General features: G+C 68.8%; 18 protein-coding genes and 1 riboswitch. Of the genes, 8 read left to right on the plus strand and 10 right to left on the minus strand.

The annotated features are described in order from the left end of the window. Positions 1-44: 44 nt before the first annotated feature. From ACFWIW_RS04190 to paaI, 3 genes are read right to left on the minus strand one after another with little or no spacing between them, the layout of a single operon-like run. Positions 45-638 carry a TetR/AcrR family transcriptional regulator gene (locus ACFWIW_RS04190; RefSeq protein ID WP_034323145.1) on the minus strand — a complete coding sequence of 198 codons (594 nt, stop codon included), beginning with the start codon at positions 636-638 and terminating at the stop codon, positions 45-47. Next, the gene (gene paaK, locus ACFWIW_RS04195; protein WP_378367053.1) at positions 635-1,921 is read right to left on the minus strand and encodes a phenylacetate--CoA ligase PaaK; all 1,287 of its coding nucleotides are present in this window, start codon (positions 1,919-1,921) and stop codon (positions 635-637) included. Before paaK ends, ACFWIW_RS04190 begins: the two co-directional genes overlap by 4 nt. Beyond that, positions 1,918-2,307 (minus strand): hydroxyphenylacetyl-CoA thioesterase PaaI, encoded by a 390-nt coding sequence (paaI, locus tag ACFWIW_RS04200; protein ID WP_240601476.1) that lies wholly within the window; start codon positions 2,305-2,307, stop codon positions 1,918-1,920. The genes paaK and paaI overlap by 4 nt, the downstream gene beginning before the upstream one ends. A gap of 202 nt (positions 2,308-2,509) precedes the next feature. Here paaI and paaZ point away from each other — a divergent pair, with 202 nt between their 5' ends. The 6 genes from paaZ to paaE are packed head-to-tail and all read left to right on the plus strand — an operon-like array spanning position 2,510 to position 8,172. After that, the gene (paaZ, locus tag ACFWIW_RS04205) at positions 2,510-4,540 is read left to right on the plus strand and encodes a phenylacetic acid degradation bifunctional protein PaaZ (RefSeq protein WP_378367054.1); all 2,031 of its coding nucleotides are present in this window, start codon (positions 2,510-2,512) and stop codon (positions 4,538-4,540) included. Next, positions 4,537-5,475, plus strand: coding sequence for a 1,2-phenylacetyl-CoA epoxidase subunit PaaA (gene paaA, locus ACFWIW_RS04210; RefSeq protein WP_378367055.1), 939 nt, complete (start codon positions 4,537-4,539; stop codon positions 5,473-5,475). The genes paaZ and paaA overlap by 4 nt, the downstream gene beginning before the upstream one ends. Then, positions 5,475-5,759, plus strand: a complete 285-nt coding sequence (gene paaB / locus ACFWIW_RS04215; RefSeq protein ID WP_240594878.1) for a 1,2-phenylacetyl-CoA epoxidase subunit PaaB — start codon at positions 5,475-5,477, stop codon at positions 5,757-5,759. Before paaA ends, paaB begins: the two co-directional genes overlap by 1 nt. 1 nt (position 5,760) lies before the next feature. After that, positions 5,761-6,618 carry a 1,2-phenylacetyl-CoA epoxidase subunit PaaC gene (gene paaC / locus ACFWIW_RS04220; protein WP_378367056.1) on the plus strand — a complete coding sequence of 286 codons (858 nt, stop codon included), beginning with the start codon at positions 5,761-5,763 and terminating at the stop codon, positions 6,616-6,618. After that, on the plus strand, positions 6,612-7,100 hold the full coding sequence (gene paaD, locus ACFWIW_RS04225) for a 1,2-phenylacetyl-CoA epoxidase subunit PaaD (protein ID WP_378367057.1): 489 nt from the start codon (positions 6,612-6,614) through the stop codon (positions 7,098-7,100). Before paaC ends, paaD begins: the two co-directional genes overlap by 7 nt. A 1-nt stretch (position 7,101) precedes the next feature. After that, complete coding sequence (paaE, locus tag ACFWIW_RS04230; RefSeq protein ID WP_378367058.1) at positions 7,102-8,172, plus strand: 1,2-phenylacetyl-CoA epoxidase subunit PaaE; 1,071 nt, start codon at positions 7,102-7,104, stop codon at positions 8,170-8,172. Between the two features lie 52 nt (positions 8,173-8,224). Here paaE and ACFWIW_RS04235 read toward each other — a convergent pair whose 3' ends face one another. Next, positions 8,225-9,790, minus strand: a complete 1,566-nt coding sequence (locus tag ACFWIW_RS04235; protein WP_378367059.1) for an ABC-F family ATP-binding cassette domain-containing protein — start codon at positions 9,788-9,790, stop codon at positions 8,225-8,227. 824 nt (positions 9,791-10,614) lie between these two features. Between ACFWIW_RS04235 and ACFWIW_RS04240 the strand changes: the two genes are divergently transcribed. Beyond that, positions 10,615-11,703: a dihydrofolate reductase family protein gene (locus ACFWIW_RS04240; RefSeq protein ID WP_378367060.1), complete on the plus strand. Its 1,089-nt coding sequence runs from the start codon at positions 10,615-10,617 to the stop codon at positions 11,701-11,703. Positions 11,704-11,907: 204 nt separating this feature from the next. Here the strand turns inward: ACFWIW_RS04240 and cobN are convergent, their stop codons facing one another. After that, a complete protein-coding gene (gene cobN / locus ACFWIW_RS04245) occupies positions 11,908-15,489 on the minus strand; it encodes a cobaltochelatase subunit CobN (protein ID WP_378367061.1) in 3,582 nt (1,193 codons plus the stop codon). A 53-nt stretch (positions 15,490-15,542) separates the two neighbouring features. Beyond that, a riboswitch (cobalamin riboswitch) is annotated at positions 15,543-15,615 on the minus strand. 52 nt (positions 15,616-15,667) lie between these two features. Next, a complete protein-coding gene (locus ACFWIW_RS04250) occupies positions 15,668-17,068 on the minus strand; it encodes an MFS transporter (protein WP_378367062.1) in 1,401 nt (466 codons plus the stop codon). A gap of 99 nt (positions 17,069-17,167) precedes the next feature. Here ACFWIW_RS04250 and ACFWIW_RS04255 point away from each other — a divergent pair, with 99 nt between their 5' ends. Further along, on the plus strand, positions 17,168-17,734 hold the full coding sequence (locus ACFWIW_RS04255) for a TetR/AcrR family transcriptional regulator (protein WP_378367063.1): 567 nt from the start codon (positions 17,168-17,170) through the stop codon (positions 17,732-17,734). Between the two features lie 371 nt (positions 17,735-18,105). Here ACFWIW_RS04255 and ACFWIW_RS04260 read toward each other — a convergent pair whose 3' ends face one another. The 4 genes from ACFWIW_RS04260 to ACFWIW_RS04275 form a co-directional block, all read right to left on the minus strand. Then, positions 18,106-19,359 (minus strand): DUF222 domain-containing protein, encoded by a 1,254-nt coding sequence (locus ACFWIW_RS04260; protein WP_378367064.1) that lies wholly within the window; start codon positions 19,357-19,359, stop codon positions 18,106-18,108. Positions 19,360-20,099: 740 nt separating this feature from the next. After that, on the minus strand, positions 20,100-20,345 hold the full coding sequence (locus ACFWIW_RS04265) for a helix-turn-helix transcriptional regulator (protein ID WP_101605726.1): 246 nt from the start codon (positions 20,343-20,345) through the stop codon (positions 20,100-20,102). A 3-nt stretch (positions 20,346-20,348) separates the two neighbouring features. Next, positions 20,349-21,200, minus strand: coding sequence for an ABC transporter permease (locus tag ACFWIW_RS04270; protein ID WP_378367065.1), 852 nt, complete (start codon positions 21,198-21,200; stop codon positions 20,349-20,351). After that, complete coding sequence (locus ACFWIW_RS04275) at positions 21,197-22,102, minus strand: ABC transporter ATP-binding protein (protein WP_378367066.1); 906 nt, start codon at positions 22,100-22,102, stop codon at positions 21,197-21,199. Before ACFWIW_RS04275 ends, ACFWIW_RS04270 begins: the two co-directional genes overlap by 4 nt. Between the last annotated feature and the right edge of the window lie 60 nt (positions 22,103-22,162).

Consider the following 22,162-nt stretch of genomic DNA (forward strand, 5'->3'; position numbering starts at 1 on the left):
GGCTTCAATCACGCGAGTCACGCCTCCAGACACGCGAGTTACGGCTACTGGGTCCGCAGGCCGTCGAAGGCGATCTTGCAGACCGCGTCCGCCAGTTCGGTCCCGGCCGAACCACGGCGCGGCCGGTACCACTCGATCAGCGAGTTCACCATGCCGTACAGCAGGCGCGCGGTGACCGCGGGATCGATGTCCGGCCGCACGTCGCCCTCGGTTTCGGCCTGTTTCACCAGTTCCGTGACGAGCCGGTCGAATTCGCGCCGCCGCGCGAGCGCCGCCCGTTCGATTTTGGTGTTGCCGCGCACCCGCAGCAGCAGGGTCACGAACGGCAGCTGGTCGACCAGCACCAGGACACTGCCCCGCACCAGATGCTCCAGCTTCTCGATCGCCTTGCCCTCGAAGGATTCCGTCTCGGCGGCGACGGCGAACAGGCCGTTCAGCGCGCGGTCGACGGCGAGCCGCAGCAGCTCCTCCTTGCTCGGCACATGGTGGTAGATCGCGGATTTCGTGATGCCGAGCTTGCGGGAGAGGTCCTCCATGCTGGTGCCGTCGTAGCCGCGTTCGTTGAACAGTTTGACCGCGACCTGCAGCAGCGATTCGAGGTCGTAACCGGGGCGCCCCCGGCGGGCGGGGGTGCTCAAGCGCGGTCCCGTTCGTCGAGGACACGGCGCATCTTGCCCAGCGACCGTTCCAGCGTGTCCGGGTCGACGACCTCGACGCCGACGCTCACGCCGACCCCGTCCTTCACCCCGGCGATCAGCCGGGCGGCGGCCTCGGCGCGCTGCTCGGCGGTCGCGTCCGGACGCGCTTCGACGCGGACGGTCAGATGGTCCATCCGGCCCTTCGTGGACCGGATCAGCTGGAAATGCGGTGTGAGCGCGGGGGTCACCAGCACGACTTCCTCGATCTGCGTGGGGAAGACGTTGACGCCACGCAGGATGATCATGTCATCGCTGCGCCCGGTCACCTTCTCCATCCGCCGGTACGCCGGCCGCGCGGTGCCCGGCAGCAGCCGGGTCAGGTCGCGCGTGCGGTACCGGATGATCGGCAGCGCCTGTTTGGTGAGCGAGGTGAACAGCAGCTCACCCTCGGCGTCGGTGGGCTTCTCGGTGAACGGGTCGATCACCTCGGGGAAGAAGTGGTCCTCCCAGATGTGCAGGCCGTCCTTGGTCTCCACGCATTCCTGCGCGACGCCGGGGCCCATCACCTCGGACAGGCCGTAGATGTCGACCGCGTCGATGCCGACGCGTTCCTCGATCTCCGCGCGCATCTGCTCGGTCCACGGCTCGGCGCCGAAGATGCCGACCTTGAGCGAACTCGTCTGCGGGTCGATGCCCTGTCGCTCGAACTCGTCGAGCAGTGTCAGCATGTACGACGGGGTGACCATGATGATCTCGGGTTTGAAGTCGGTGATGATCTGCACCTGCCGCGCGGTCATCCCGCCGGACGCCGGGATCACCGTGCAGCCGAGCTTTTCGGCGCCGTAGTGCGCGCCGAGCCCGCCGGTGAACAGGCCGTATCCGTAGGCGACGTGGACCTTGTCGCCCGGCCGCCCGCCCGCGGCGCGGATCGAGCGCGCCATCACCGTCGCCCAGGTGTCGATGTCTTCGGACGTGTAGCCGACGACGGTCGGTTTCCCGGTGGTCCCGCTGGACGCGTGGATGCGGCTCACCTGCGCTTCCGGCACGGCGAACATGCCGAACGGGTAGTTGTCGCGCAGGTCCTGCTTGGTGGTGAAGGGGAACTTCGCCAGATCTTCCAGCGCCTTGCAGTCGTCCGGGTGAACGCCGGCTTCGTCGAACTTCCGGGTGTAGAACGGCACGTTGTCGTACGCGTGCCGCAGCGTCCACTGGAGGCGTTTCAGTTGCAGCGCCTGGAGCTCGTCGATGGTCAGGTTCTCGGCGTCGTCGCTGAAGGCGTTCATCGTGATGCTTTCTGGATGGTGCGGCTGCGGCCGCGGAATTCGGCGACGACCTCCGGCCCGTCGGGGGTCTCCCGGTGCACGGTGACGTCGTAGATGCCGTTGCGGCCGTAGCGGGTCCGCTCGGTGGCGGTGGCGATGAGGTGGTCGCCGAGTTTGCCGGCCGCGACGAAGGAGATCTCCGCGCCGGATGCGACCGTCACCGGCCCATGGCTGTTGCAGGCGCAGGCGAACGTCGTGTCGGCCAGCAGGAAGACGTAACCGCCGTGGGCGATGTCGTGGCCGTTGACCATCGTCTCGGTGATCCGCATGGTGGCGACGGCGTGCCCTTCGGCGGCCTCGATCAGCTCGATGCCCAGCGCCTTCGACGCCTGGTCGTCGGCGAACATCGTGTGCGCGGCGTTGCTAGTCAAGCCTGACCACCTAGTTACTGACCGAATGGACGGTTGGTGAGGGGTGTCGCAAGTAAAGGCGCGCTTTCGGGCAGATGTCAAGGGTCCACCGCCATCGGGGGGTTTGCAAGACCCGGGTCACGAGCTACAGTGAATTACTGAACGGACGGTCTGTTAATCCACCATGAAGGGTCGCCCCATGGCATTGCTGCGCAGCTACGTCTCCGGCGGATGGCACACGGCGGAAAACGACGGCGTACCGCTGCACGACGCCTCCACCGGCGAAGAGGTCGCCCGGGTCTCCTCCGAGGGCATCGACTTCGCCGCCGCGCTGGACTACGGCCGCCGCGTCGGCGGCCCCGCGCTGCGCGAGCTGACCTTCCACCAGCGCGCCGCGCTGCTGAAGGCCCTGGCCTCCCACCTGCGCGAACACCGCGAGGAGCTGTACGCGCTCTCGGCGCGCACCGGCGCGACCAAGGGCGACTCGATGGTCGACATCGACGGCGGCATCGGCGTGCTGTTCGCCTACTCCAGCAAGGGCAAGCGCGAATTGCCGAACGACACCGTCTACGTCGACGGCAACGTCGAGCCGCTGAGCAAGGGCGGCACCTTCGTCGCCCAGCACATCGCCGTCCCGCTGCGCGGGGTCGCCGTCCAGATCAACGCGTTCAACTTCCCCGTCTGGGGCCCGCTGGAGAAGTTCGCGCCCGCGTTCCTCGCCGGGGTGCCGAGCCTGATCAAGCCCGCCAGCCAGACCGCGTATCTCACCGCGCGCCTGGTCGAGATCATCATCGAGTCCGGCATCCTGCCCGAGGGCACGCTCCAGTTCGTCGCGGGCAGCGTCGGCGACCTGCTCGACCACGTCACCGCGCAGGACCTCGTCTCCTTCACCGGTTCGGCGTCGACGGCGCAGAAGCTGCGCGCGCACCCGGCGATCGTGCGCAACTCCGTCCGGTTCAACGCCGAGGCCGACTCGCTGAACCTCTCGATCCTCGGCCCGGACGCCAAACCCGGCACCACCGAATTCGATCTCTTCGTCAAGCAGCTGACCACCGAGATGACGGTCAAGGCGGGGCAGAAGTGCACCGCCATCCGCCGCGCCTTCGTGCCCGCCGACCTGGTGGACGACGTCGCCGAGGCCGCGAGCGCGCGGCTGGCGAAGACCACCGTCGGCAATCCCACCGCCGAAGGTGTCCGCATGGGCGCCCTGGCCAGCCTGGAGCAGCGTGAGGAGGTCCGGCGGTCGCTCAAGGCGCTGCTGGACGTCGGCACGGTCGTCTTCGGCGACCCGGAGCAGGTCGAGGTCGTCGGCGCGGACGCCGAACGCGGCGCGTTCATCTCACCCGTCCTGCTGAAGGCCGACCCGGAGCGCTCCGAGCCGCACGAGGTCGAGGCGTTCGGCCCGGTGTCGACACTGCTGCCGTACACGTCCACCGAACAGGTCATCGAGCTCGCCGCTCGCGGCGGCGGCAGCCTCGTGGGTTCCGTCGTCTCGGCGGACCAGGAGTTCGTGCGCGAGGTCGTCCTCGGGGTCGCGCCGTACCACGGCCGCCTGCTGGTGCTCGACGCCGAAGACGCCAAGGAGTCCACCGGTCATGGTTCGCCGATGCCGCAGCTGGTGCACGGCGGGCCCGGCCGCGCCGGCGGCGGCGAGGAGATGGGCGGTGTCCGCGGCGTGCTGCACCATATGCAGCGCACGGCGGTCCAGGGTTCTCCCGCGGTGCTGAGCACGGTCACCGGCCGTTGGGTCGCGGGGGCGCCGCGCACCGAGGGTGACGTCCACCCGTTCCGGAAGTCCTTGGCGGAGCTGAAGATCGGCGACTCCGTGGTCGCAGGCCCGCGCACCGTCACCCAGGAGGACGTCGACCACTTCGCCGAGTTCACCGGCGACACTTTCTACGCCCACACCGATCCCGAGGCCGCGGCGGCGAACCCGCTGTTCGGCGGGATCGTGGCGCACGGGTACCTCGTGGTCTCGTTCGCCGCCGGTCTGTTCGTCTCGCCGGAGCCCGGCCCGGTACTGGCCAACTACGGCCTGGAGAACCTGCGGTTCCTCACCCCGGTCAAGGTCGGCGACTCGCTGACCGTGACCTTGACCGCCAAGCAGATCACCCCGCGTATCGACCAGGAGTACGGCGAGGTCCGCTGGGACGCCGACGTCACCAACGCCGACGGCGACTCGGTCGCCAAGTACGACGTGCTGACCCTGGTGGCGAAGGAGCAGTCATGACCGCGACATTGCCCGAGGAAGACCTCGAACGGCATTTCGAGGCCACCATCGAGCGCGACCAGCGCATCGAACCGCGCGACTGGGTGCCCGAGGGCTACCGCAAGACGATGATCCGCCAGATCGCGCAGCACGCGCATTCGGAGATCATCGGCATGCAGCCGGAGGGCAACTGGATCACCCGTGCGCCTTCCTTGCGGCGCAAGGCGATCCTGCTCGCGAAGGTGCAGGACGAGGCCGGGCACGGGCTGTACCTGTACTCCGCGGCCGCCACGCTCGGCGCCGATCGCGCGGATCTGACCGACAAACTGATCAACGGCAAGCAGAAGTACTCGTCGATCTTCAACTACCCGACGCTGACCTTCGCCGACGTCGGCGTGATCGGCTGGCTGGTGGACGGCGCGGCGATCTGCAACCAGGTCCCGTTGTGCCGCAGCTCGTACGGGCCGTACGCGCGCGCCATGATCCGCATCTGCAAGGAGGAGTCCTTCCATCAGCGGCAGGGCTACGAACTGCTGATGACCATGATGCGCGGCACCGAGAAACAGCGTGAAATGGTGCAGGAGGCGGTGAACCGCTGGTGGTGGCCGTCGCTGATGATGTTCGGCCCGCCGGACGCGGATTCGCCGAACACCGCGCAGTCGATGGCGTGGAAGGTCAAGCGGCACACCAACGACGAACTGCGCCAGCGCTTTGTCGACATGTCCATCCCGCAGGCCGAGGCGCTGGGTGTCACCTTCCCGGATCCGGAGCTGAAGTGGAACGCCGAACGCGGGCACTACGACTTCGGCGCCGTCGACTGGGACGAGTTCAAGAACGTGTTGAAGGGCAACGGCCCCTGCAACGCCCAGCGCATCGCGCACCGGCGGCGGGCTCAGGAAGACGGCGCGTGGGTGCGGGAAGCCGCCTCGGCGCACGCAGCGAAGAAGGGTTCGTGATGAAACACGACTGGCCGTTGTACGAGGTGTTCGTCCGGGGCAAGCGCGGGCTGAACCACGTGCACGTGGGTTCGCTGCACGCGGCGGACGACGACATGGCGTTGCACCACGCGCGGGATCTGTACACCCGCCGCAACGAGGGCGTGTCGATCTGGGTCGTGAAAGCCTCGGACATCACGGCGTCCTCGCCGGACGAGAAGGACCCGTTCTTCGCGCCCAGTGGCGACAAGGTGTACCGGCACCCGACGTTCTACGACATCCCCGACAACGTTCCCCACATCTGACATGAGCTTCGACAACGCCTACGAGGCGATCACCGAGGAGAACGACTCCCGCTGGGCCTTCGGCACCGGGTTCGAGGATCCGCTGTCCGGTGTGGACACCACGGTTCCGTCCGGTGTGGACGGTTCCCGGCTGGCGGCCTACTGCCTGATGCTCGGCGACGACGCGCTGATCTTCTCGCACCGGCTGCAGGAGTGGTGCACGAACGCGCCCGAACTCGAGGACGAGGTCGCGATCGCCAATATCGCGCTCGACCTGCTCGGGCAGGCCCGGCTGCTGCTGGCCCGCGCGGGCAAGGCCGACGGCAGCGGCCGTTCGGAGGATTCGTACGCCTTCTTCCGGAGCGAGCAGGAGTACCGCAACGTCCGCCTCGCCGAACTCGAAGGCGGGCACTTCGGGCATCTGATCGCGCGGCTGCTGGTGTTCTCGATCTGGCGGCTCGCTTTGTTGCAGCGCTTGCAGACGAGCGTGGACCCGGTGCTGGCGGCCATCGCGGACAAGGGGGTCAAGGAGGTCGCGTACCACCGCGACTACGCCGCCCAGTGGGCTGTGCGCCTCGGCGACGGCACGGAGCTGTCCCACGCGCGGATGCAGGAAGGCCTGGACGCGGTCTGGCCGTACGTGGACGAGCTTTTCGCGGCGCACGAGGTCGAGTTCGTCGAGTCGCCGTCGTTGCGGCCGGAGTTCGACGCGATCCTGGACCAGGTGCTGGCCGTCGCGACGCTGAAGCGCCCCGAAATCGGTGCCATCGCCGGGGTTTCCGGCCGGATGGGCCGCGACGGCGTGCACACCGAGCGGATGGGCTACCTGCTGGCGACCTTGCAGAGTGTCGCCAGGGAACATCCGGACGCGACATGGTGACCGCGTACGCCGTGGCGGCCACGGTCACCGACCCGGAGCTCCCGATGTTGACGCTCGCGGATCTCGGCGTGCTGCGTGAAGTGTCCGAAAAGGACGGCCGGGTGGTCGTCGCGATCACCCCGACCTACACCGGCTGCCCGGCGATGGACACCATGCGCGACGACCTCGTGCACGCGCTGACCGGCGCGGGCTACGGCGAGGTCGAAGTCCGCACAGTGCTCCAGCCCGCTTGGTCCACCGACTGGATCACCGAGGACGGCAAACGGAAACTGGCCGAGGCCGGGATCGCGCCGCCGGGGGCCGCGCCGCGGCGGACCGGGCCGATCCCGCTCACGCTGAGCCCGCCGGTGTCGTCGGTCCGCTGCCCGAACTGCGGTTCCGCGGACACCGAGGAACAGTCCAGGTTCAGCGCGACGGCGTGCAAGGCCTTGCGCCGCTGCCGGTTCTGCCTCGAACCGTTCGAACACGTCAAGGAGATCTAGCGTGACCGCAACCCTGCGCCGCACGGGCTTCCACACCCTGAAGGTGGCGGACGTCCAGCGCTTGTGCGACGACGCCGTCGCGGTGACCTTCGACGTGCCCGAAGACCTCGCGGAGACCTTCCGCTTCAAACCGGGCCAGTCGCTGACGTTGCGCCGCGAGATCGACGGCCGCGACGAGCGCCGGTCGTACTCGATCTGCGCGCCCGCGGGTGCGGCGCCGAGGGTCGGCGTCCGCGAGGTGCCGGGTGGGCTGTTCTCGTCGTGGCTGGTGCGCGACGTGAAACCCGGCGACGAGATCGAGGTCGCGCCGCCCGCCGGCAACTTCAGCCCCGATCTGGAAGCCGCCGGGCATCACGTGCTGATCGCGGCCGGATCCGGGATCACGCCGGTGCTGTCGATCGCGTCTTCGCTGCTCAGCGACTCCGACGCGACGGTGACCGTGCTCTACGGCAACCGTCGTACGGACACCGTCATGTTCGCCGACGACCTCGCGGATCTGAAGGACCGTCATCCCGCGCGGCTCGAACTCGTCCACGTGCTTTCCCGCGAGCCGCGTGAGGCCGAACTGTTCACCGGGCGGCTCGACGTGGAGAAGCTGCGGCGGCTGTGCGCCGTGCTGATCCCGGTCGAGGATGTCGCGCACTGGTGGCTGTGCGGGCCGTTCGAGATGGTTACCTGCGCGCAGGAACTGTTGCGGTCCTTGGACGTTCCCGACGAGCGTGTCCACCAGGAACTGTTCTATGTGGACACTCCGCCGGAGCCGGTGCACCACGTCGACCCGGCCGTCGTGGGCGCGTCCAGCGAGGTCACGCTGGTGCTCGACGGCCGGTCGACGACGATGACGCTGCCGCGCGGCACCTCGGTGCTCGACGGCGCGCAGAAGTTCCGCCCGGATCTGCCGTTCGCCTGCAAGGGCGGCGTATGCGGCACCTGCCGGGCGAAGATCTGCGACGGCAAGGTGGACATGCGACGCAACTTCGCGCTCGAAAAGGCCGAAGTCGACGCCGGTTTCGTCCTCACCTGCCAGTCGGTGCCCCTCTCCGACTCCGTCACCGTGGACTTCGACGCCTAAAGCCTCGTGAGTGGCAAGGACGGTTAGAACCGTCCTTGCCACTCACGAGGCCCTACAGCTCCAGCCGTCGCGTGATGCCGATGTCGGCGAGGAACGGGCGGTCGTGGCTCGCCACGATGAGCGTGCCCCGGTAGGCCAGCAACGCCTCGGTGAGCCGGCGGACACTCGCCAGGTCGAGGTTGTTCGTCGGCTCGTCGAGCAGCAGGAGCCGCGGCGCGGGCTCGGTCAGCAGCAACGTCGCCAGCGCAGCCCGGAACCGTTCCCCGCCGGACAGCGACGCCACTTCGCGGTCGGCCGTCTTGCCCCGGAACAGGAACCGGGCCAGCCTCGCGCGGATCTCGTTGTCCGTGAGCGACGGCGCCACGAGCCGCACGTTGTCCACAATGGACAAGACGTCGTCCAGCACGTCGATCCGCTGGGGGAGCAGCCTCGCGGGGACGAACAGCCCCACCTCGCCCGATTTCGGCGGCAGTTCACCGGTGATCGTCCGCAACAGGGTGGTCTTCCCCGAACCGTTCGGGCCGACGAGCGCGATCCGCTCGGGGCCCATGACATGCAGATCCACCGCCGGGCCGAACCGGGGCACGGCGTCGATCCGCAGCACGTCCGTCCCGCGCGGGACCGTCGTTTCCGGCAGCTCGACGCGGATCTCGGCGTCCTCCCGTACCAGTTCCTCGGCGGCCTTCAACGCCTCGACGGCACCTTCCAGCCGGTCGGTGTGCAGGTTCCGGTACTTGCCCGCGGCGATCTGCGCGTCCTCCTGGCGTTTGCGCATGCGTCCCTTGGGCTCGCGTTTGGTGTCCCACATCTTCTGGCCGTAGCGGGCCCGCCGGGCGAGTTTGATCCCGGCCTCGACCAGCTCCCGTTTCTGCCGTTTGACGTCCGACTCCGCCGCGCGCACATGCCGCCGCGCTGCCTCCTGCGCGACGTCGACGGCGTGTTCGTAGTCCGCGAGGTTCCCGCCGTAGAGGGTCACCTCGTGGTCGCGGACCTCGGCGATCCGGTCGACCAGCCCGAGCAGTTCGCGATCGTGCGAGACGACAACGAGGATCCCGCCCCAGCCCGCAACCTCGCGGTGCACGAGTTCGCGGGCCCGCAGGTCGAGGTTGTTCGTCGGTTCGTCGAGCAGCAACGCGGCGGGACGGCGCAGCAGCAGGGCGGCCAGCCCGAGCAGCGTGAGCTCGCCACCGGACAGCTCGCCCGCCCGCTGATCCAGGCGGACGGCGCCCAGGCCGAGCCGGTCGAGGATCGCGCGGATGCGCTCCTCGACGTCCCAGTTGTCGCCGATGACGGCGAAGTGCTCTTCGGCGGCGGAACCGTCCTCGACGGCCTTGATGGCCGCGCGGATCGCGGTGACACCGAGCACGTCGTCGACCCGGCGGCCGGTGTCGAGGACGAGGTTCTGCGGCAGGTAGCCGAGCTCACCCGGTGCGGTGATGGAGCCCGTGGTGGGCCGCAGTTCGCCGGCGAGCAGCCTGAGCAGCGTGGACTTACCGGATCCGTTGGTGCCGACCAGGCCGGTGCGGCCGGTGCCGAGGGTGAGCGAGAGGCGCTCGAACACCGGAGCGCCGTCCGGCCAGGTGAAGGTGACGTCGGAAAGCGTCAAGGAAGAAGACATGAGACTCCCTGCGAAGGAGGCGGATGAGGGCGCAGGTTCGTCTCAGAAGATCACCGCGACAGGGTAGCCCGCGGGTTGCCGCGTGGCCATCGATTTTCGCGGGGAGTGAAGGTCAGGAATGGTCTGCGGTTTTCGCGAGCCAGGTCGAAGTCGGTAGGACCGGCCGCGGGAGGGTGCCGGTCCCGGCCTGACAGCTGCGCGAAGCTGGTCGTCGATATTCGGTAATGGCGGCCGTGTGCTTGGCGCCTGGCAGTGGTCAGCAGTACAGAAAGGTTTCTTGAACGCTGCCCTTGCATTGCCGGATTCCGGTAATGGTCGCCAGTGTGTTCACGGTTGCGCTGCCGGTGGTGCTCCGTGGCTGGTGGTTGCCGGATTTCGGCGATGGGCACGGGTGTCGGTCTTGGTCACGTGGCTTCGGGACGTTCCCGGGACCCGCGGGTGGCTGTCGCCGAATTCCGGCAACAGCACGGGTGTCACCCCCGATCACCTGACATCGGGTCGTTCCCCGGGACCCATAGGCAACCGTCGCCGAATTCCGGCGACAGCCCAGGTGTCGGTCTCGGCCACGCGGCTTCGGGACGTTCCTGGGACCCGCGGGCGGCTGTCGCCGAATTCCGGCAACACCCCAGGTGCCGCCCCGATCACCAGACATCGGCCCGCTCCCCGCAGCCAACCGTTGCCGAAATCCGGCACCGGCACGCCGACTCCGACGCGACACCGGGACGCGCGGATCCCAGCCGCCGATTTCCGGCAACGAAGAACCTGCCACAAGCCCCACCGTGCGGCCTCGGCGACCCGCGACCGGCGGGGGCATACTGGCTGGCGTGATCGAACGCCCCCATGTCCTGCTGTCCGCCGCGGTCTCGCTCGACGGCTACCTCGACGACGCGACCGACACCCGGCTGGTGCTGTCCAACGACGAGGACTGGGCCAGGGTGGACGGTCTGCGGGCCGCGTCGGACGCGATCCTCGTCGGCGCGAACACGGTGCGCGCGGACGATCCGCGGTTGCTGGTCCGTTCGCCGGAGCTGGTCGCGGACCGGGTCGCGGCCGGTCGTCCGGGGCAGCCGGTCAAGGTCACCCTCACGCGGAGCGGGTCACTCGATCCGGCGGCGCGGTTCTTCACCGCCGGTGACACGGAGAAGCTCGTCTACGCGCCGCCCGGCGTCGTCACGGGTGTGAAGGCGACCGTCGTCGAACTGTCCGGCCTAAGCGAAGTGCTGGCCGATCTGCACGCGCGGGGCATCCGGCGGCTGATGGTCGAAGGCGGCGGCGCGATCCACACCCAGTTCCTCACCGAAGGCCTGGTCGACGAACTCCACCTGGCCATCGCGCCGTTCTTCGTCGGCGATCCGCGCGCGCCGCGCTTCGTCGGGCCAGGCGCGTTCCCGCGCGGGCTGACCCTGGTCGAAAGCACGAGGCTGGGCGACATCGCCGTCCTGGAGTACCACGCGACGCCGGAACCGTCCGATCTGGACATTCGGCGGCTGCGCGAAGCCATCGCGCTGGCGGAGAACTGCCCGCCGCGTACGTTCCGCGTCGGAGCGGTCATCGCCGCCGCCGACGGCGAAGTGATCTCCACCGGATTCTCGGGCGACGGCGATCCCGCCAACCATGCCGAAGAAGCCGCCCTGGCCAAGCTCGAACCCGGGGATCCGAGGCTGGCGGAGGCGACGATGTACACGTCACTGGAGCCGTGCAGCTCGCGGACGTCACATCCGCGAAGCTGCACCCAGCTCATCCTCGACGCCGGCATCCCGCGCGTCGTTTTCGCCTGGCGCGAGCCGTCGGTGTTCGTCGACTGCGTCGGCGCCGAGACACTGGAGGCGGCCGGACGCCGGGTGATCGAGGTACCCGCCCTCGCCGCCGACGTCCGCCGCGCGAACACCCATATCCCGGGCGTCCACCGCTGAACTTCTACTTGCAGGCGTCGCAGCAGCCGCAGCCCAGACCGGTGCACGCCGAGCAGCAACCGTGGCGAAGCACGACCTTCAACAGACGCTTGATCATCGCTGTCCTCCCGATCATTGACGTCCCACCGCCCTTGTCACGCTAAGTTCTGCGCATATGACAGTGGTACCGCCGGGAGTGCCACGGGCCTGCTCCAAGGGGTGATGTCAGGATTCGAGGTCACCCTCGAGCGATAAGTAGACCTCGCGCAGCTGAGCCAAAAGATCGGCGTCCGGCTCCGCCCACAGGCCCCGATCGGCGGCTTCGTTCAGCCGCTCGATGATGCCGCGCAGCGCCCACGGGTTGGCCTGGCGCAGGAACTCCTGGTTGACCTCGTCGAGCACGTAGGACTCGGTGAGCTTCTCGTACATCCAGTCGCCGACCACGCCCGCGGTGGCGTCGAAACCGAAGAGGTAGTCGACCGTCGCCGCCAGCTCGAAGGCGCCCTTGTAGCCGTGCTTGCGCATCGCCGCGAGCCAGCGCGGGTTGACCACGCGGGCCCGGAAGACGCGGGCGGTCTCCTCGCCGAGGGTGCGGGTGCGGACGGCGTCCGGGGTGGTGCTGTCGCCGACGTAGGATGCGGGCGCGGTCCCGGTCAGCGCGCGGACCGTCGCGATCATCCCGCCGTGGTACTGGAAGTAGTCGTCGGAGTCGGCGATGTCGTGCTCGCGGGTGTCGGTGTTCTTGGCCGCGACCACGATCCGCTTGTACGAGTTCTCCATGTCCTCGCGCGCCGGCCTGCCGTCGAGGTCGCGGCCGTAGGCGAACCCGCCCCAGACCGCGTAGACCTCGGCGAGATCCTTGTCGTCGCGCCAGTTCCCGGAATCCATCAGCGGCAGCAGGCCCGCGCCGTACGCGCCCGGCTTGGAACCGAAGATCCTCGTGGTGGCCCGGCGTTCGTCGCCGTGCGCGGCCAGATCCGCGCGGGTGTGGGCGCGCACGAAGTTCTGCTCGTCCGGCTCGTCGAGGTTCGCCACCAGGCGGACGGCGTCGTCCAGCAGGGTGATCACATGCGGGAAGGCGTCGCGGAAGAACCCGCTGATCCGCACGGTGACGTCGATCCGCGGACGGCCGAGTTCGGCGAGCGGGATCGCCTCGATACCGGTGACCCGCCGCGACGCCTCGTCCCAGACCGGCTGGACACCCAGCAGGGCAAGGACTTCCGCCGCGTCGTCGCCCGATGTGCGCATCGCCGACGTGCCCCAGACCGAGAGGCCGACCGAACGCGGCCAGTCGCCCGTGTCCTCCTTGTAGCGGCGGAGAAGCGAGTCCGCGAGCGCCTGCCCGGTCTCCCAGGCGAGACGGCTCGGGATGGCCTTCGGGTCGACCGTGTAGAAGTTGCGGCCGGTCGGCAGCACGTTGATCAGGCCGCGCAGGGGAGAACCGCTGGGCCCGGCCGGGATGTAGCCGCCGTCGAGCGCGTGGAGCACGGCGTCGATCTCGGCGCCGGTGCCTGCCAGCCGCGGCACGATCTCGGTGGCGGCGAAGGTCAGCACGCGGGCGACCTCCTGGTGTTCCGGCACCTCGGCGACGACTTCGGCGACGGCGGCGGGGGACCAGTCCCTTGCCTCCATCGCCTCGACGAGCGACCGCGCGGTCTGCTCGATGGCGTCCACTTCGGACAGTGGTGCGTCGCTGTTCTCCTTGAGCCCCAACGCGGACCGCAGGCCGGGGACCGCGCCCTGTTTGCCGCCCCACATCTGCTGGGCGCGCAGCATGGCGAGCACGAGGTTGATCCGCGCCTCGCCCACCGGCGCGGCACCGAGGATGTGCAGGCCGTCGCGGATCTGGGCGTCCTTGACCTCGCACAGCCAGCCGTCGATATGCAGCAGGAAGTCGTCGAACTCCGCGTCGTGCGGGCGTTCCTCGACACCGAGGTCGTGGTCCAGTTTCGCGGCCTGGATCAGTGTCCAGATCTGCGCGCGGACCGCGGGCAGCTTCGCCGGGTCCATCGCGGCGATGTTGGCGTGTTCGTCGAGCAGTTGCTCCAGGCGGGCCATGTCGCCGTAGCTCTCGGCGCGCGCCATCGGCGGGATCAGGTGGTCGACGATCGTCGCGTGCGCGCGCCGTTTCGCCTGCGCGCCCTCGCCGGGGTCGTTGATCAGGAACGGGTAGATCAGCGGCAGATTGCCAAGGACGGCGTCCGGCGCGCACGAGTCCGAGAGACCTGCGGTCTTGCCGGGAAGCCATTCCAGCGAACCGTGTTTGCCGAGGTGGACGACCGCGTGCGCGCCGAATTCCTCCTCAAGCCAGCGATAAGCGGCCAGGTAGTGGTGGCTCGGCGGGAGGTCCGGGTTGTGGTAGATCGCGACGGGATTCTCGCCGAATCCGCGCGGCGGCTGGATCATCAGGATCACGTTGCCGGACTGCAGCGACGCCAGGACGATGTCGCCGTTGTCCACATAGAGCTCGCCGGGCGCGGGGCCCCAGTGCTCTTCCATGCCCTCACGCAGCTCCGCCGGCAGCTGGGCGAACCACTCGCGGTACTTGTCGGCGGGCACGCGGATCGGGTTGCCGGACAGCTGCTCCTCGGTGAGCCACTCCGGATCCTGGCCGCCCGCGGCGATGAGCGCGTGGATCAGCGCGTCACCGTCGGGCTGATCGGTGCCGGTGGGCTCGACGCCGGGGAACGGATCCTCGCCGAGGTCGTAACCCTGGTCGCGCATGCGGCGCAGCAGCTCGATCGCGGACGCCGGTGTGTCGAGGCCGACGGCGTTGCCGACGCGGGAGTGCTTCGTCGGGTACGCGGACAGCATGAGCGCGATCCGGCGTTCCGGCGGGGGAGTGTGCCGCAGCCGGGCGTGGGCGAGCGCGATCTTGGCCACGCGCGAGGCGCGTTCGGCGTCCGGCACGTACTTGGGGAGGCCGTCGTCGTCGATCTCCTTGAACGAGAACGGCACGGTGATGAGGCGGCCGTCGAATTCGGGGACGGCCATCTGGTTGCCCGCGTCGAGCGGGGAGAGGCCGTCGTCGTTGGCCGACCAGGTCCCGCGATCGCTGGTCAGGCACAGGGCCTGGAGGATCGGGATGTCGAGCGCGGCCATCTCGGCGACGTCCCACGCCTCGTCGTCGCCGCCCGCGCCGACCTCGGACGGCCGGGTGCCGCCGGCGGCCAGCACGGTGACCAGGAGCGCGTCGGCCTTGGCCAGCTCGGCCATCATCTCCGGCTCACGGGTGCGCAGGGAGGCGCAGTGGATCGGGAGCGCGCGGCCCCCGGCGTCCTCGACGGCGTCGGAGAGCGCGTGGACGAACTCGGTGTTCCCGGACAGGTGATGCGCCCGGTAGTAGAGGATCGCGACGACCGGGCCCTCGGTGCTCTTCGGCTCGCGCTCCAGGACACCCCACAGCGGCTGCACGGCGGGCGGCTCGAAGCCGTCACCCGTCAGAAGGAGCGTGTCGCTCAGGAAGCGGTGCAGCTGGGTGAGGTTGGCCGGGCCGCCCTGCGCGAGGTACGCGTGCGCCTCCGCCGCGGTGCCCGCCGGGACGGTGGACAGCTTCATGAGCTGCGCGTCCGGCGTCTGCTCGCCACCGAGGACCACCACGTGCGCGCCGCTCGCGCGGACCGTGTCGAGACCCTCCTGCCAGCTGCGCTCGGAGCCGAGGATCCGGACGACGACGATTTTGGCGCCGTCGAGCAGGGCGGGCAGCTCGGCGAGGTCGAGGCGGGCCGGGTTGGCCAGCCGGTACTCGGCCTCGCTGGAACGGGCGCTGAGCAGGTCGGTGTCCGAAGTGGACAGAAGCAGGATCACGGCAGTCCTCACTCGGGGTGTCCGCGCCCCGGGTCGGGTGGTCGCGACGGCGGGAGTTCCTGGCTCCCCTCCCGTGCCGGGAGGGTGACAGTGGCGGGACCGCCCCGGACTCTCACCGGGTTCCTCCCTCTGCCGTCGCATGGGTCGCGGTTCACTCTCCGGTGCGCTCCGGCGGGAGTCAAGGTGATGTGCGACCGGGCCGGACGTGCAGCCACCCGCCGGTGAGCACGGCGGTGGCCAGGGTGACGAGGCCGGCCGCGACGAACGCGCTGTTGAGACCGGTCTCGAAGGAGGCGCCGCCGGATTGCCGGGTGCGGACGATGGCTCCGAGTACCGCCACGCCGAGCACCGCGCCGATCTGCCGGGTGGTGCTGCTGACTCCCGAGGCGAGGCCGCCTTCCTGCACGCTGACCGCTTGGATGGCGGCCCCCGTCAGCGGGGACATGGTGAGGGCGAAGCCGATGCCGACGACACCCAGCCGCCACCACACGTTCCCGTAGCCGGTGTCGGCGTGCACCATGCCGAGCGCCAGCAGCCCCAGGCCTGCCAGGGCCAGCCCGATGGTGACCACGATCCGGAAGCCGTACCGGGCGGCGAGCCGTCCCGCGTACGGGCTGACGATCACCATGGCGACGGTCGCCGGCAGGGTCTGCAGGCCGGCGAGCAGGATCGAGCTGCCCTGGACGTACACGAAGAACTGGGAGAAGAAGAACGACGAGCCCATGAGCGCGAACCCGACCACGACCATGGCGGTGTTGGACACGGTGAACAACCGCTCCCGAAACAGCCGCAACGGCAGCATCGGTGCGGAGCGACGCGCTTCGACGGCGATGAAGGTGGCGAGGAGGACCACCGCGGCGGCGAAACTGCCCAGGATGACCGGCGACGTCCAGCCGAGGGCCCCACCCTCGATCAGGCCATAGGTCAGCGCGCCGACCCCCAGAACGGACAGCACCGTTCCCGGGACGTCGATCGCGGGGGCGCCGGGATTGCGGGCCTCTTCGAGGGTGCGCAGGCCGGCCAGCAGCAGGACGACGCCGATGGGGAGATTGACCAGGAAGATCGCGGGCCAGCCGAAGGCCTCCGTCAGCACGCCGCCTGCCACGGGGCCCGCGGCGAGGCCGATCCCGCTGAATCCGGCCCACAGCCCGATCGCCTTGACTCGTTCTCGCGGCACGGGATGGGCGGCGGCGAGCAGGGCCAGCGAGGCAGGGCTCAGCGCCGCGGCCCCGATGCCCTGCAGCACCCGGCCCGCGACCAGCCAGCCGACCGAAGGCGCGAGGCTGCACAGCACCGACGCGACCGTGAACACGACCACGCCGGACAGAAACACCCGCTTGCGGCCGAAACGGTCGGCGAAGATGCCGCCGGACAGCAGCAGCATGGCGACAAGCAGCACATACGCGTCGACGATCCATTGCAAGCCGGTCAGCTGAGTGTTCAGCCGACGCTGCATATCGGGCAGAGCCGCTCCGACGATCGTGTTGTCGAGCAGCACCATGAACTGACCCAGACAGGTCACCGCGAGCAGCACAGCCCGGTTCGATCGACGGCCCACCGCCGCGGGGGACACAACCATCCGGATTCCTCCCAGAGTTTAAAGCAGTCGGCGACTGCGTTAGGGACTGTAAGTCGCGTGCCTCGTAAACGCAAGTGCGGACTGCGTTAAGGTGGGGAGGTGAACGAGCGACAGCGAGCCCCGCGGCCTGGTGGGCGCAGCGCCCGCGTCGGCGCGCAGGTGCACCAGGCCGTCGCCGACCTGATCGGCGAGCGCGGCTACGGCCACTTCACCGTCGGCGACGTGGCGGCCCGCGCCGGCGTCGCCGACAGCAGCATCTACCGCCGCTGGGGCAGCCTGGACGACCTGCTCGCCGACGTGGTGCTGACCCGTCTCAACGCGCAGTCACCGATGCCCGACACCGGGAGTCTGGAGGGCGACCTGCGCACTTACGCGGCCGCCGTGGCTCGCGAGATCACCGGACCCGACGGTCCGGCGTTGCTGCACCTGGCCGTCGCCCTGTCCGGTTCGGGGCAGCAGGGCCTGCGAGCCCGTGAGGGAATCCGCACCGAACGCACCCGGCAACTGCAGGCCATGCTCGATCGTGCCCGCGACCGTGGCGAAGACCCACCCGACGCGTTCGGCGTGCTGGACCACATCCTGGCCCCGATGTACATCCGCGTCCTGTTCGGCATGGGCCCGCTCACCCCGGAGTACATCGACGGGCTGGTCGACCGTCTGCTGTGACGTCGGCTCGGCGAGTTTCGTTGTCCACTTCCGCGATGGGTTCGTGCGGTGGGGACCTGCGGCACGGTCGTCCGCTACTGGGCCGCGGACGTCGCCCGGATCCTCGTGGTGGCCTGCCCGTGCGGCAGGCCGCCATATCGGGGACCTGGGGTCGGCGGAACGACCAGTCCTGACGTCGTGTCCTCGGCGCGCTGCGCGCTCTCGGGTGCGCCGGTCGAGCGGCGTGGGTTCTTCGCGGTTCCCCGGCCGGTTGGGTGTCGGTTCGGCGACGGAGAATTGGGGACGTTGCGTGTCCCGGGTCTTCCGTTGATCCAGGTCGCGGGTATGACGAGGGGCCCGTCGCCTGGGTGGCTGGCGGGCTCCTCGATGGTTCAGATGTGGTGGAGGGTGTTGCGGCGGGGTTGTCGGAGCGGATCTCGGTATTGGGGTGGGATGAATTCCGGTAGCCCGTCGGCGGCCATGCGTACTTCCCAGTCGCCGTGGTGAATCAGGCGGTGGTGGAAGCCGCAGAGCAGCACGAGGTTCCGGAGATCGGTGGGTCCGCCGTCTGCCCAGTGATGTATGTGGTGGGCGTGGCAGTTCTTGGGTTTCCGGTGGCATCCGGGGAAGGCGCAGCCTCTGTCGCGGATGTTCAACGCGCGTCTCTGGCCTGGGGTGACGAACCGTCGCAGGCGCCCCATATCCAGTGGCTCACCCGAGGTGCTCATCACGACCGGCAGCATGAGGCAATCGCAGGCCGCGAGCCTGGCTTCCCGAGCGGTCATCGTCCCCACGAAATCGAGACACGCGGTGCCGAGACCCGATTTGAGTTCGTCGAGTCCGATGGTGACGTTCACCAAGGTGCGGTAGCCGCTGGTTCCCGGCTGGTCCGGGCAGGCGATGGCCAGGTCGAGCAGGTCGGCCCAGGCGTCTCCCATGCGTTCGCATTTCATCCGCAGATCGGCTTGGCCGAATTCGTCGACTGGCCGTGGCTGGGCGTGTGCTTCGAGAGCGGCCGCCGTCCGGGCGCCGGTCTCGTCGTCGAGGAGGCCGGTGAGTTTCCAGAACCCGTCCTTCCGGCGTTCCAGGGTGAGTTCGCGGCGTGGTTCCTTGGGTTCGGGGTCTTTCGGTTCCTTGCCGTCGGGATCGAGCCAGCCCAACAGGTTCGCTTCGGCCTTGGTGAGCTGTGCAGGACCGGCGTTCGGGGCGAGATCGGCCAGGATCTTCTCCGCCTTCGCCCGATCCTCAGCAGACGTGTCGGCGGGGAGCCGTTTCAAGATCTCCAGGATCTGATCGATCCGCTCATCCCCGACCAACCCCTCTGCCGCCACCGCAGCAGTCGCGGGCGCGACGGGCGGAACCTCAGTGCCATCCAAGGCGCGGGTGGGGTTCAGCGCGATGGCCCGTTTCACCACCGCACCGGCCTCACCGCGCGACAAGCCCGCCACATCCGCGAGCCAGCTAGCCGTACTGCCGTGGCCGTACAAGTCTTTGACGCCCCGAGACTCGATCTCCGCCAAGAACCGCCCCAGCGCGGCGGTCGCCACCCGAATCACCTGCAACGACTGCTGCACACCATGAGCAAGCTCCAGCTTGCCGGCGCGCCACAGCTCCTGCGGCAACTCGGGAAGGAAGGTCTCGGACACCACTCAATAATACCACTTTCCATCGAACACGTGTTCGTAATTTTAACCGACCGCCAAAGCGCGCCGACAACACTGAAGGGTGAAACAGTCGCCAGCGCCGAGTCGCCCTGAGCAATCCGCAACTGCAAGAATTTCAGGGTTACGTCACGCTGAGGGGTTGGGCAACGCCGCAATTAGTCGACTAACTGCGGCGATCGTCCGGCCCGAATTACGCCAGAGGCCGTAACGTTGCTTCCCCGTAAACGGGCCACCGCATTTAGCCGACTAATTGCGGCGAAGGGCGGCGAGCTCGAACCGCCGCCGGGCGACCTCTTTCTCCTTATCGCGAATGAGGGCCACACGGGTGAACTCCTGCACGTCGACGGTCGCCGAAATTCGGCGATCCGGAACGTCCGCACGTCGATCTCGACAGGTGGGGACGCAGGGTGTCGCGCAACAGGACTTTCCCAGACGGCGTTCTCGTCGAGAAAGGAAGCCCGCATTCGCGCGTAGGCCTCCCGCACCCGCTCCTAGGTCACGCCGTGTTCGCCCAGAATGCGGCCAACACCGGATAGCCGTCGATGCTCCCGGCGACAGGCGACCAAGCCGCATTCTCCAGTTGCCACACAAAGCCGACACGAGAGATTCCCCGAGGCGTCAGGAAGCGCGCACCTGACACTGTCGTCGAGAGCAGCGAGTGGAATCCCCGATGCGATCACGCCCCAGCCGGAGCGCGTGCGCGTGCGCCCGCTCCAGCAGGCTCACGCCGACCGCTCCGACGAAGAGTCCCCGATCCGCGGGAAAGGGGCGGTGGAGAAGATGATCTCCACCGCCACCTCGAAGAACGCCGCGATCCGCAGGGCGAGGTAGAGGCTCGGGCTGTACTCGCCGCGTTCCAGGTAGCCGATGGTCTGGTAGTGCACGCCCAGCGCATCGGCGAGTTCGCGGCGGGAAATGCCCCGTTCCGCCCGCAACATCGCGATCCGGTTGTAAACGACCTCGCTCATGAGCTAGCCAATTCGCTGCATCGCCTTTTCCCGTCGTGCCGCCACCGAGGACCCGGACTCGCGCCGCGCCATGCGCCGCAGGACGACCGGGGCCAGCGTCAATCCGATCACGGCCCACACCGACAGCACGCCGAGGGTCTCCCAAGGCCGCCAGGACTGGCCGATCTCGATGACCACCGTCGAGTCCGGCAGCAGCGCCGACCGCATGCCGAGGCCGAGCCAGTACATCGGGAACACCTGCCCGAGATACTGCAGCCATTCCGGCAGCGCGGTGATCGGGTAGAAGATCCCCGAGATCGCGCCGATTCCCAGTGTCGGCAGCATGATCAGCCCGATACTGCGCGCGTTCGAGGTCAGCGAGCCGAAGATCGCGCCGATCGGCATGGTGGCGAGCAGGCCGAGCGCCAGCACCCACAGCAGGCCCAGCCACGACGTCAGCCCGCCGGGTGCGATGCCGTCGAACAGGATCAGGCTGGGGATCAGCACCAGCAGCATTCCGATGACGGTGCTCGACGACACCGTGACGACCTTGCCGACGAGGTAGCCGATCATGCCGTTCGGCGTCGCCTTGGCGCGCAGGAGCGTGCCGTCTTCCCGTTCGACGGCGAGGACTCCCGCCATCCCGAGCATGCCGCTGAACACGATCGACGCGCCCAGCACGCTCGGCACGGTGGCGGCGCCGAGCGAGAACTCGGTCCCCGGCAGCTTCGAGTCGCGCATGAAGAACATGACGATCACGAAGATCGCCGGGAAGAGGAAGGTGTTGAAGAGGTCTTCCCGGTTGGTCATCATCTGGCGGGCCTCGAGCCAGCCGCGCCGGACGCCCAGCCGGACACTGTGCCGGATCGTGTTCATCGCGCGCCCACCGCCTCCAGGGACTCGGCCTTGCGGACCAGGGTCATGTACGTGTCTTCGAGCGACGCCCGCCGGACCTCCAGATCGCCGATGGCGTCCCCGTGCTGTTTGAACAGCTCGTGCACGTACTTCGTCGATTCGGTCGTGGAGTGCACGAACCGCTGGCCGTCCAGCGTCCAGCGCACCTCGGCTTCGCCGGCGATCTGCCTGCTCAGCGCGTCGGCCGAACCGTCGGCCACGATGCGGCCGTGGTTCAGGATCAGGATCCGGTCGGCCAGCTTCTCGGCCTCGTCGAGGTCGTGCGTGGTCAGCAGGATCGTCGTGTCGTCGTCATCGGTCAGCCGGTGCACGAGTTCGTGGAACTCGCGCCGTGCCTCCGGGTCCAGCCCGGCGGTCGGCTCGTCGAGGAACAGCAGTTCCGGACGGCCGACGATGCCGATCGCGACGTCGAGCCGTCGCCGCTGCCCGCCCGAGAGCATCCGGACCTTCTTGTCCGCGTGCTCGGTCAGGCCGACCGCCGCGACCAGCTCGTCCGGATCCCACGGCCGCTTGATGCGGTCCGTGGAGTACGGCGCGTAGTAGCCGCCCAGGTGTTCCAGCAGCTCGCGCACCCGCCATTTCGCGTGGTCACGCCAGGCCTGGAGGACGACCCCCAGCCGCGCCCTCCAGTTCTCGTCGGCGTGCGCCGGGTCGACGCCCAGCACGCTGACCTCGCCCTCCGACCGCATCCGGAAGCCTTCGAGGATCTCGATCGTCGTGGTCTTGCCCGCCCCGTTCGGGCCGAGCAGGCAGATCACCTCGCCACGGTGCGCGGTGAAATCGACGCCGTGGAGGACGTCGTTCGTGCCGTACCGCATCCGGAGATCTTGGACGGAGATCATCACGTCGTGTGGATCTCTCATAGGTCACCCCCATCTCAGTGCTGCGATCGAATGTAGCACATCTACTACATATGATCTGAG

It is taken from the genome of Amycolatopsis sp. NPDC058340, assembly GCF_042723975.1.
Classification (GTDB): domain Bacteria; phylum Actinomycetota; class Actinomycetes; order Mycobacteriales; family Pseudonocardiaceae; genus Amycolatopsis.

What these genes read in the sequence shown, in the direction of transcription:
- paaK (WP_378367053.1), bottom strand. Translation starts at nt 1,921, where the DNA reads ATGAACGCCTTCAGCGACGACGCCGAGAACCTGACCATCGACGAGCTC.
- paaI (WP_240601476.1), bottom strand. Translation starts at nt 2,307, where the DNA reads ATGTTCGCCGACGACCAGGCGTCGAAGGCGCTGGGCATCGAGCTGATC.
- ACFWIW_RS04275 (WP_378367066.1), bottom strand. Translation starts at nt 22,102, where the DNA reads ATGAGAGATCCACACGACGTGATGATCTCCGTCCAAGATCTCCGGATG.
- ACFWIW_RS04235 (WP_378367059.1), bottom strand. Translation starts at nt 9,790, where the DNA reads ATGTCTTCTTCCTTGACGCTTTCCGACGTCACCTTCACCTGGCCGGAC.
- ACFWIW_RS04265 (WP_101605726.1), bottom strand. Translation starts at nt 20,345, where the DNA reads ATGAGCGAGGTCGTTTACAACCGGATCGCGATGTTGCGGGCGGAACGG.
- ACFWIW_RS04250 (WP_378367062.1), bottom strand. Translation starts at nt 17,068, where the DNA reads ATGGTTGTGTCCCCCGCGGCGGTGGGCCGTCGATCGAACCGGGCTGTG.
- paaC (WP_378367056.1), top strand. Translation starts at nt 5,761, where the DNA reads ATGAGCTTCGACAACGCCTACGAGGCGATCACCGAGGAGAACGACTCC.
- paaA (WP_378367055.1), top strand. Translation starts at nt 4,537, where the DNA reads ATGACCGCGACATTGCCCGAGGAAGACCTCGAACGGCATTTCGAGGCC.
- paaD (WP_378367057.1), top strand. Translation starts at nt 6,612, where the DNA reads ATGGTGACCGCGTACGCCGTGGCGGCCACGGTCACCGACCCGGAGCTC.
- paaB (WP_240594878.1), top strand. Translation starts at nt 5,475, where the DNA reads ATGAAACACGACTGGCCGTTGTACGAGGTGTTCGTCCGGGGCAAGCGC.
- ACFWIW_RS04270 (WP_378367065.1), bottom strand. Translation starts at nt 21,200, where the DNA reads ATGAACACGATCCGGCACAGTGTCCGGCTGGGCGTCCGGCGCGGCTGG.
- paaZ (WP_378367054.1), top strand. Translation starts at nt 2,510, where the DNA reads ATGGCATTGCTGCGCAGCTACGTCTCCGGCGGATGGCACACGGCGGAA.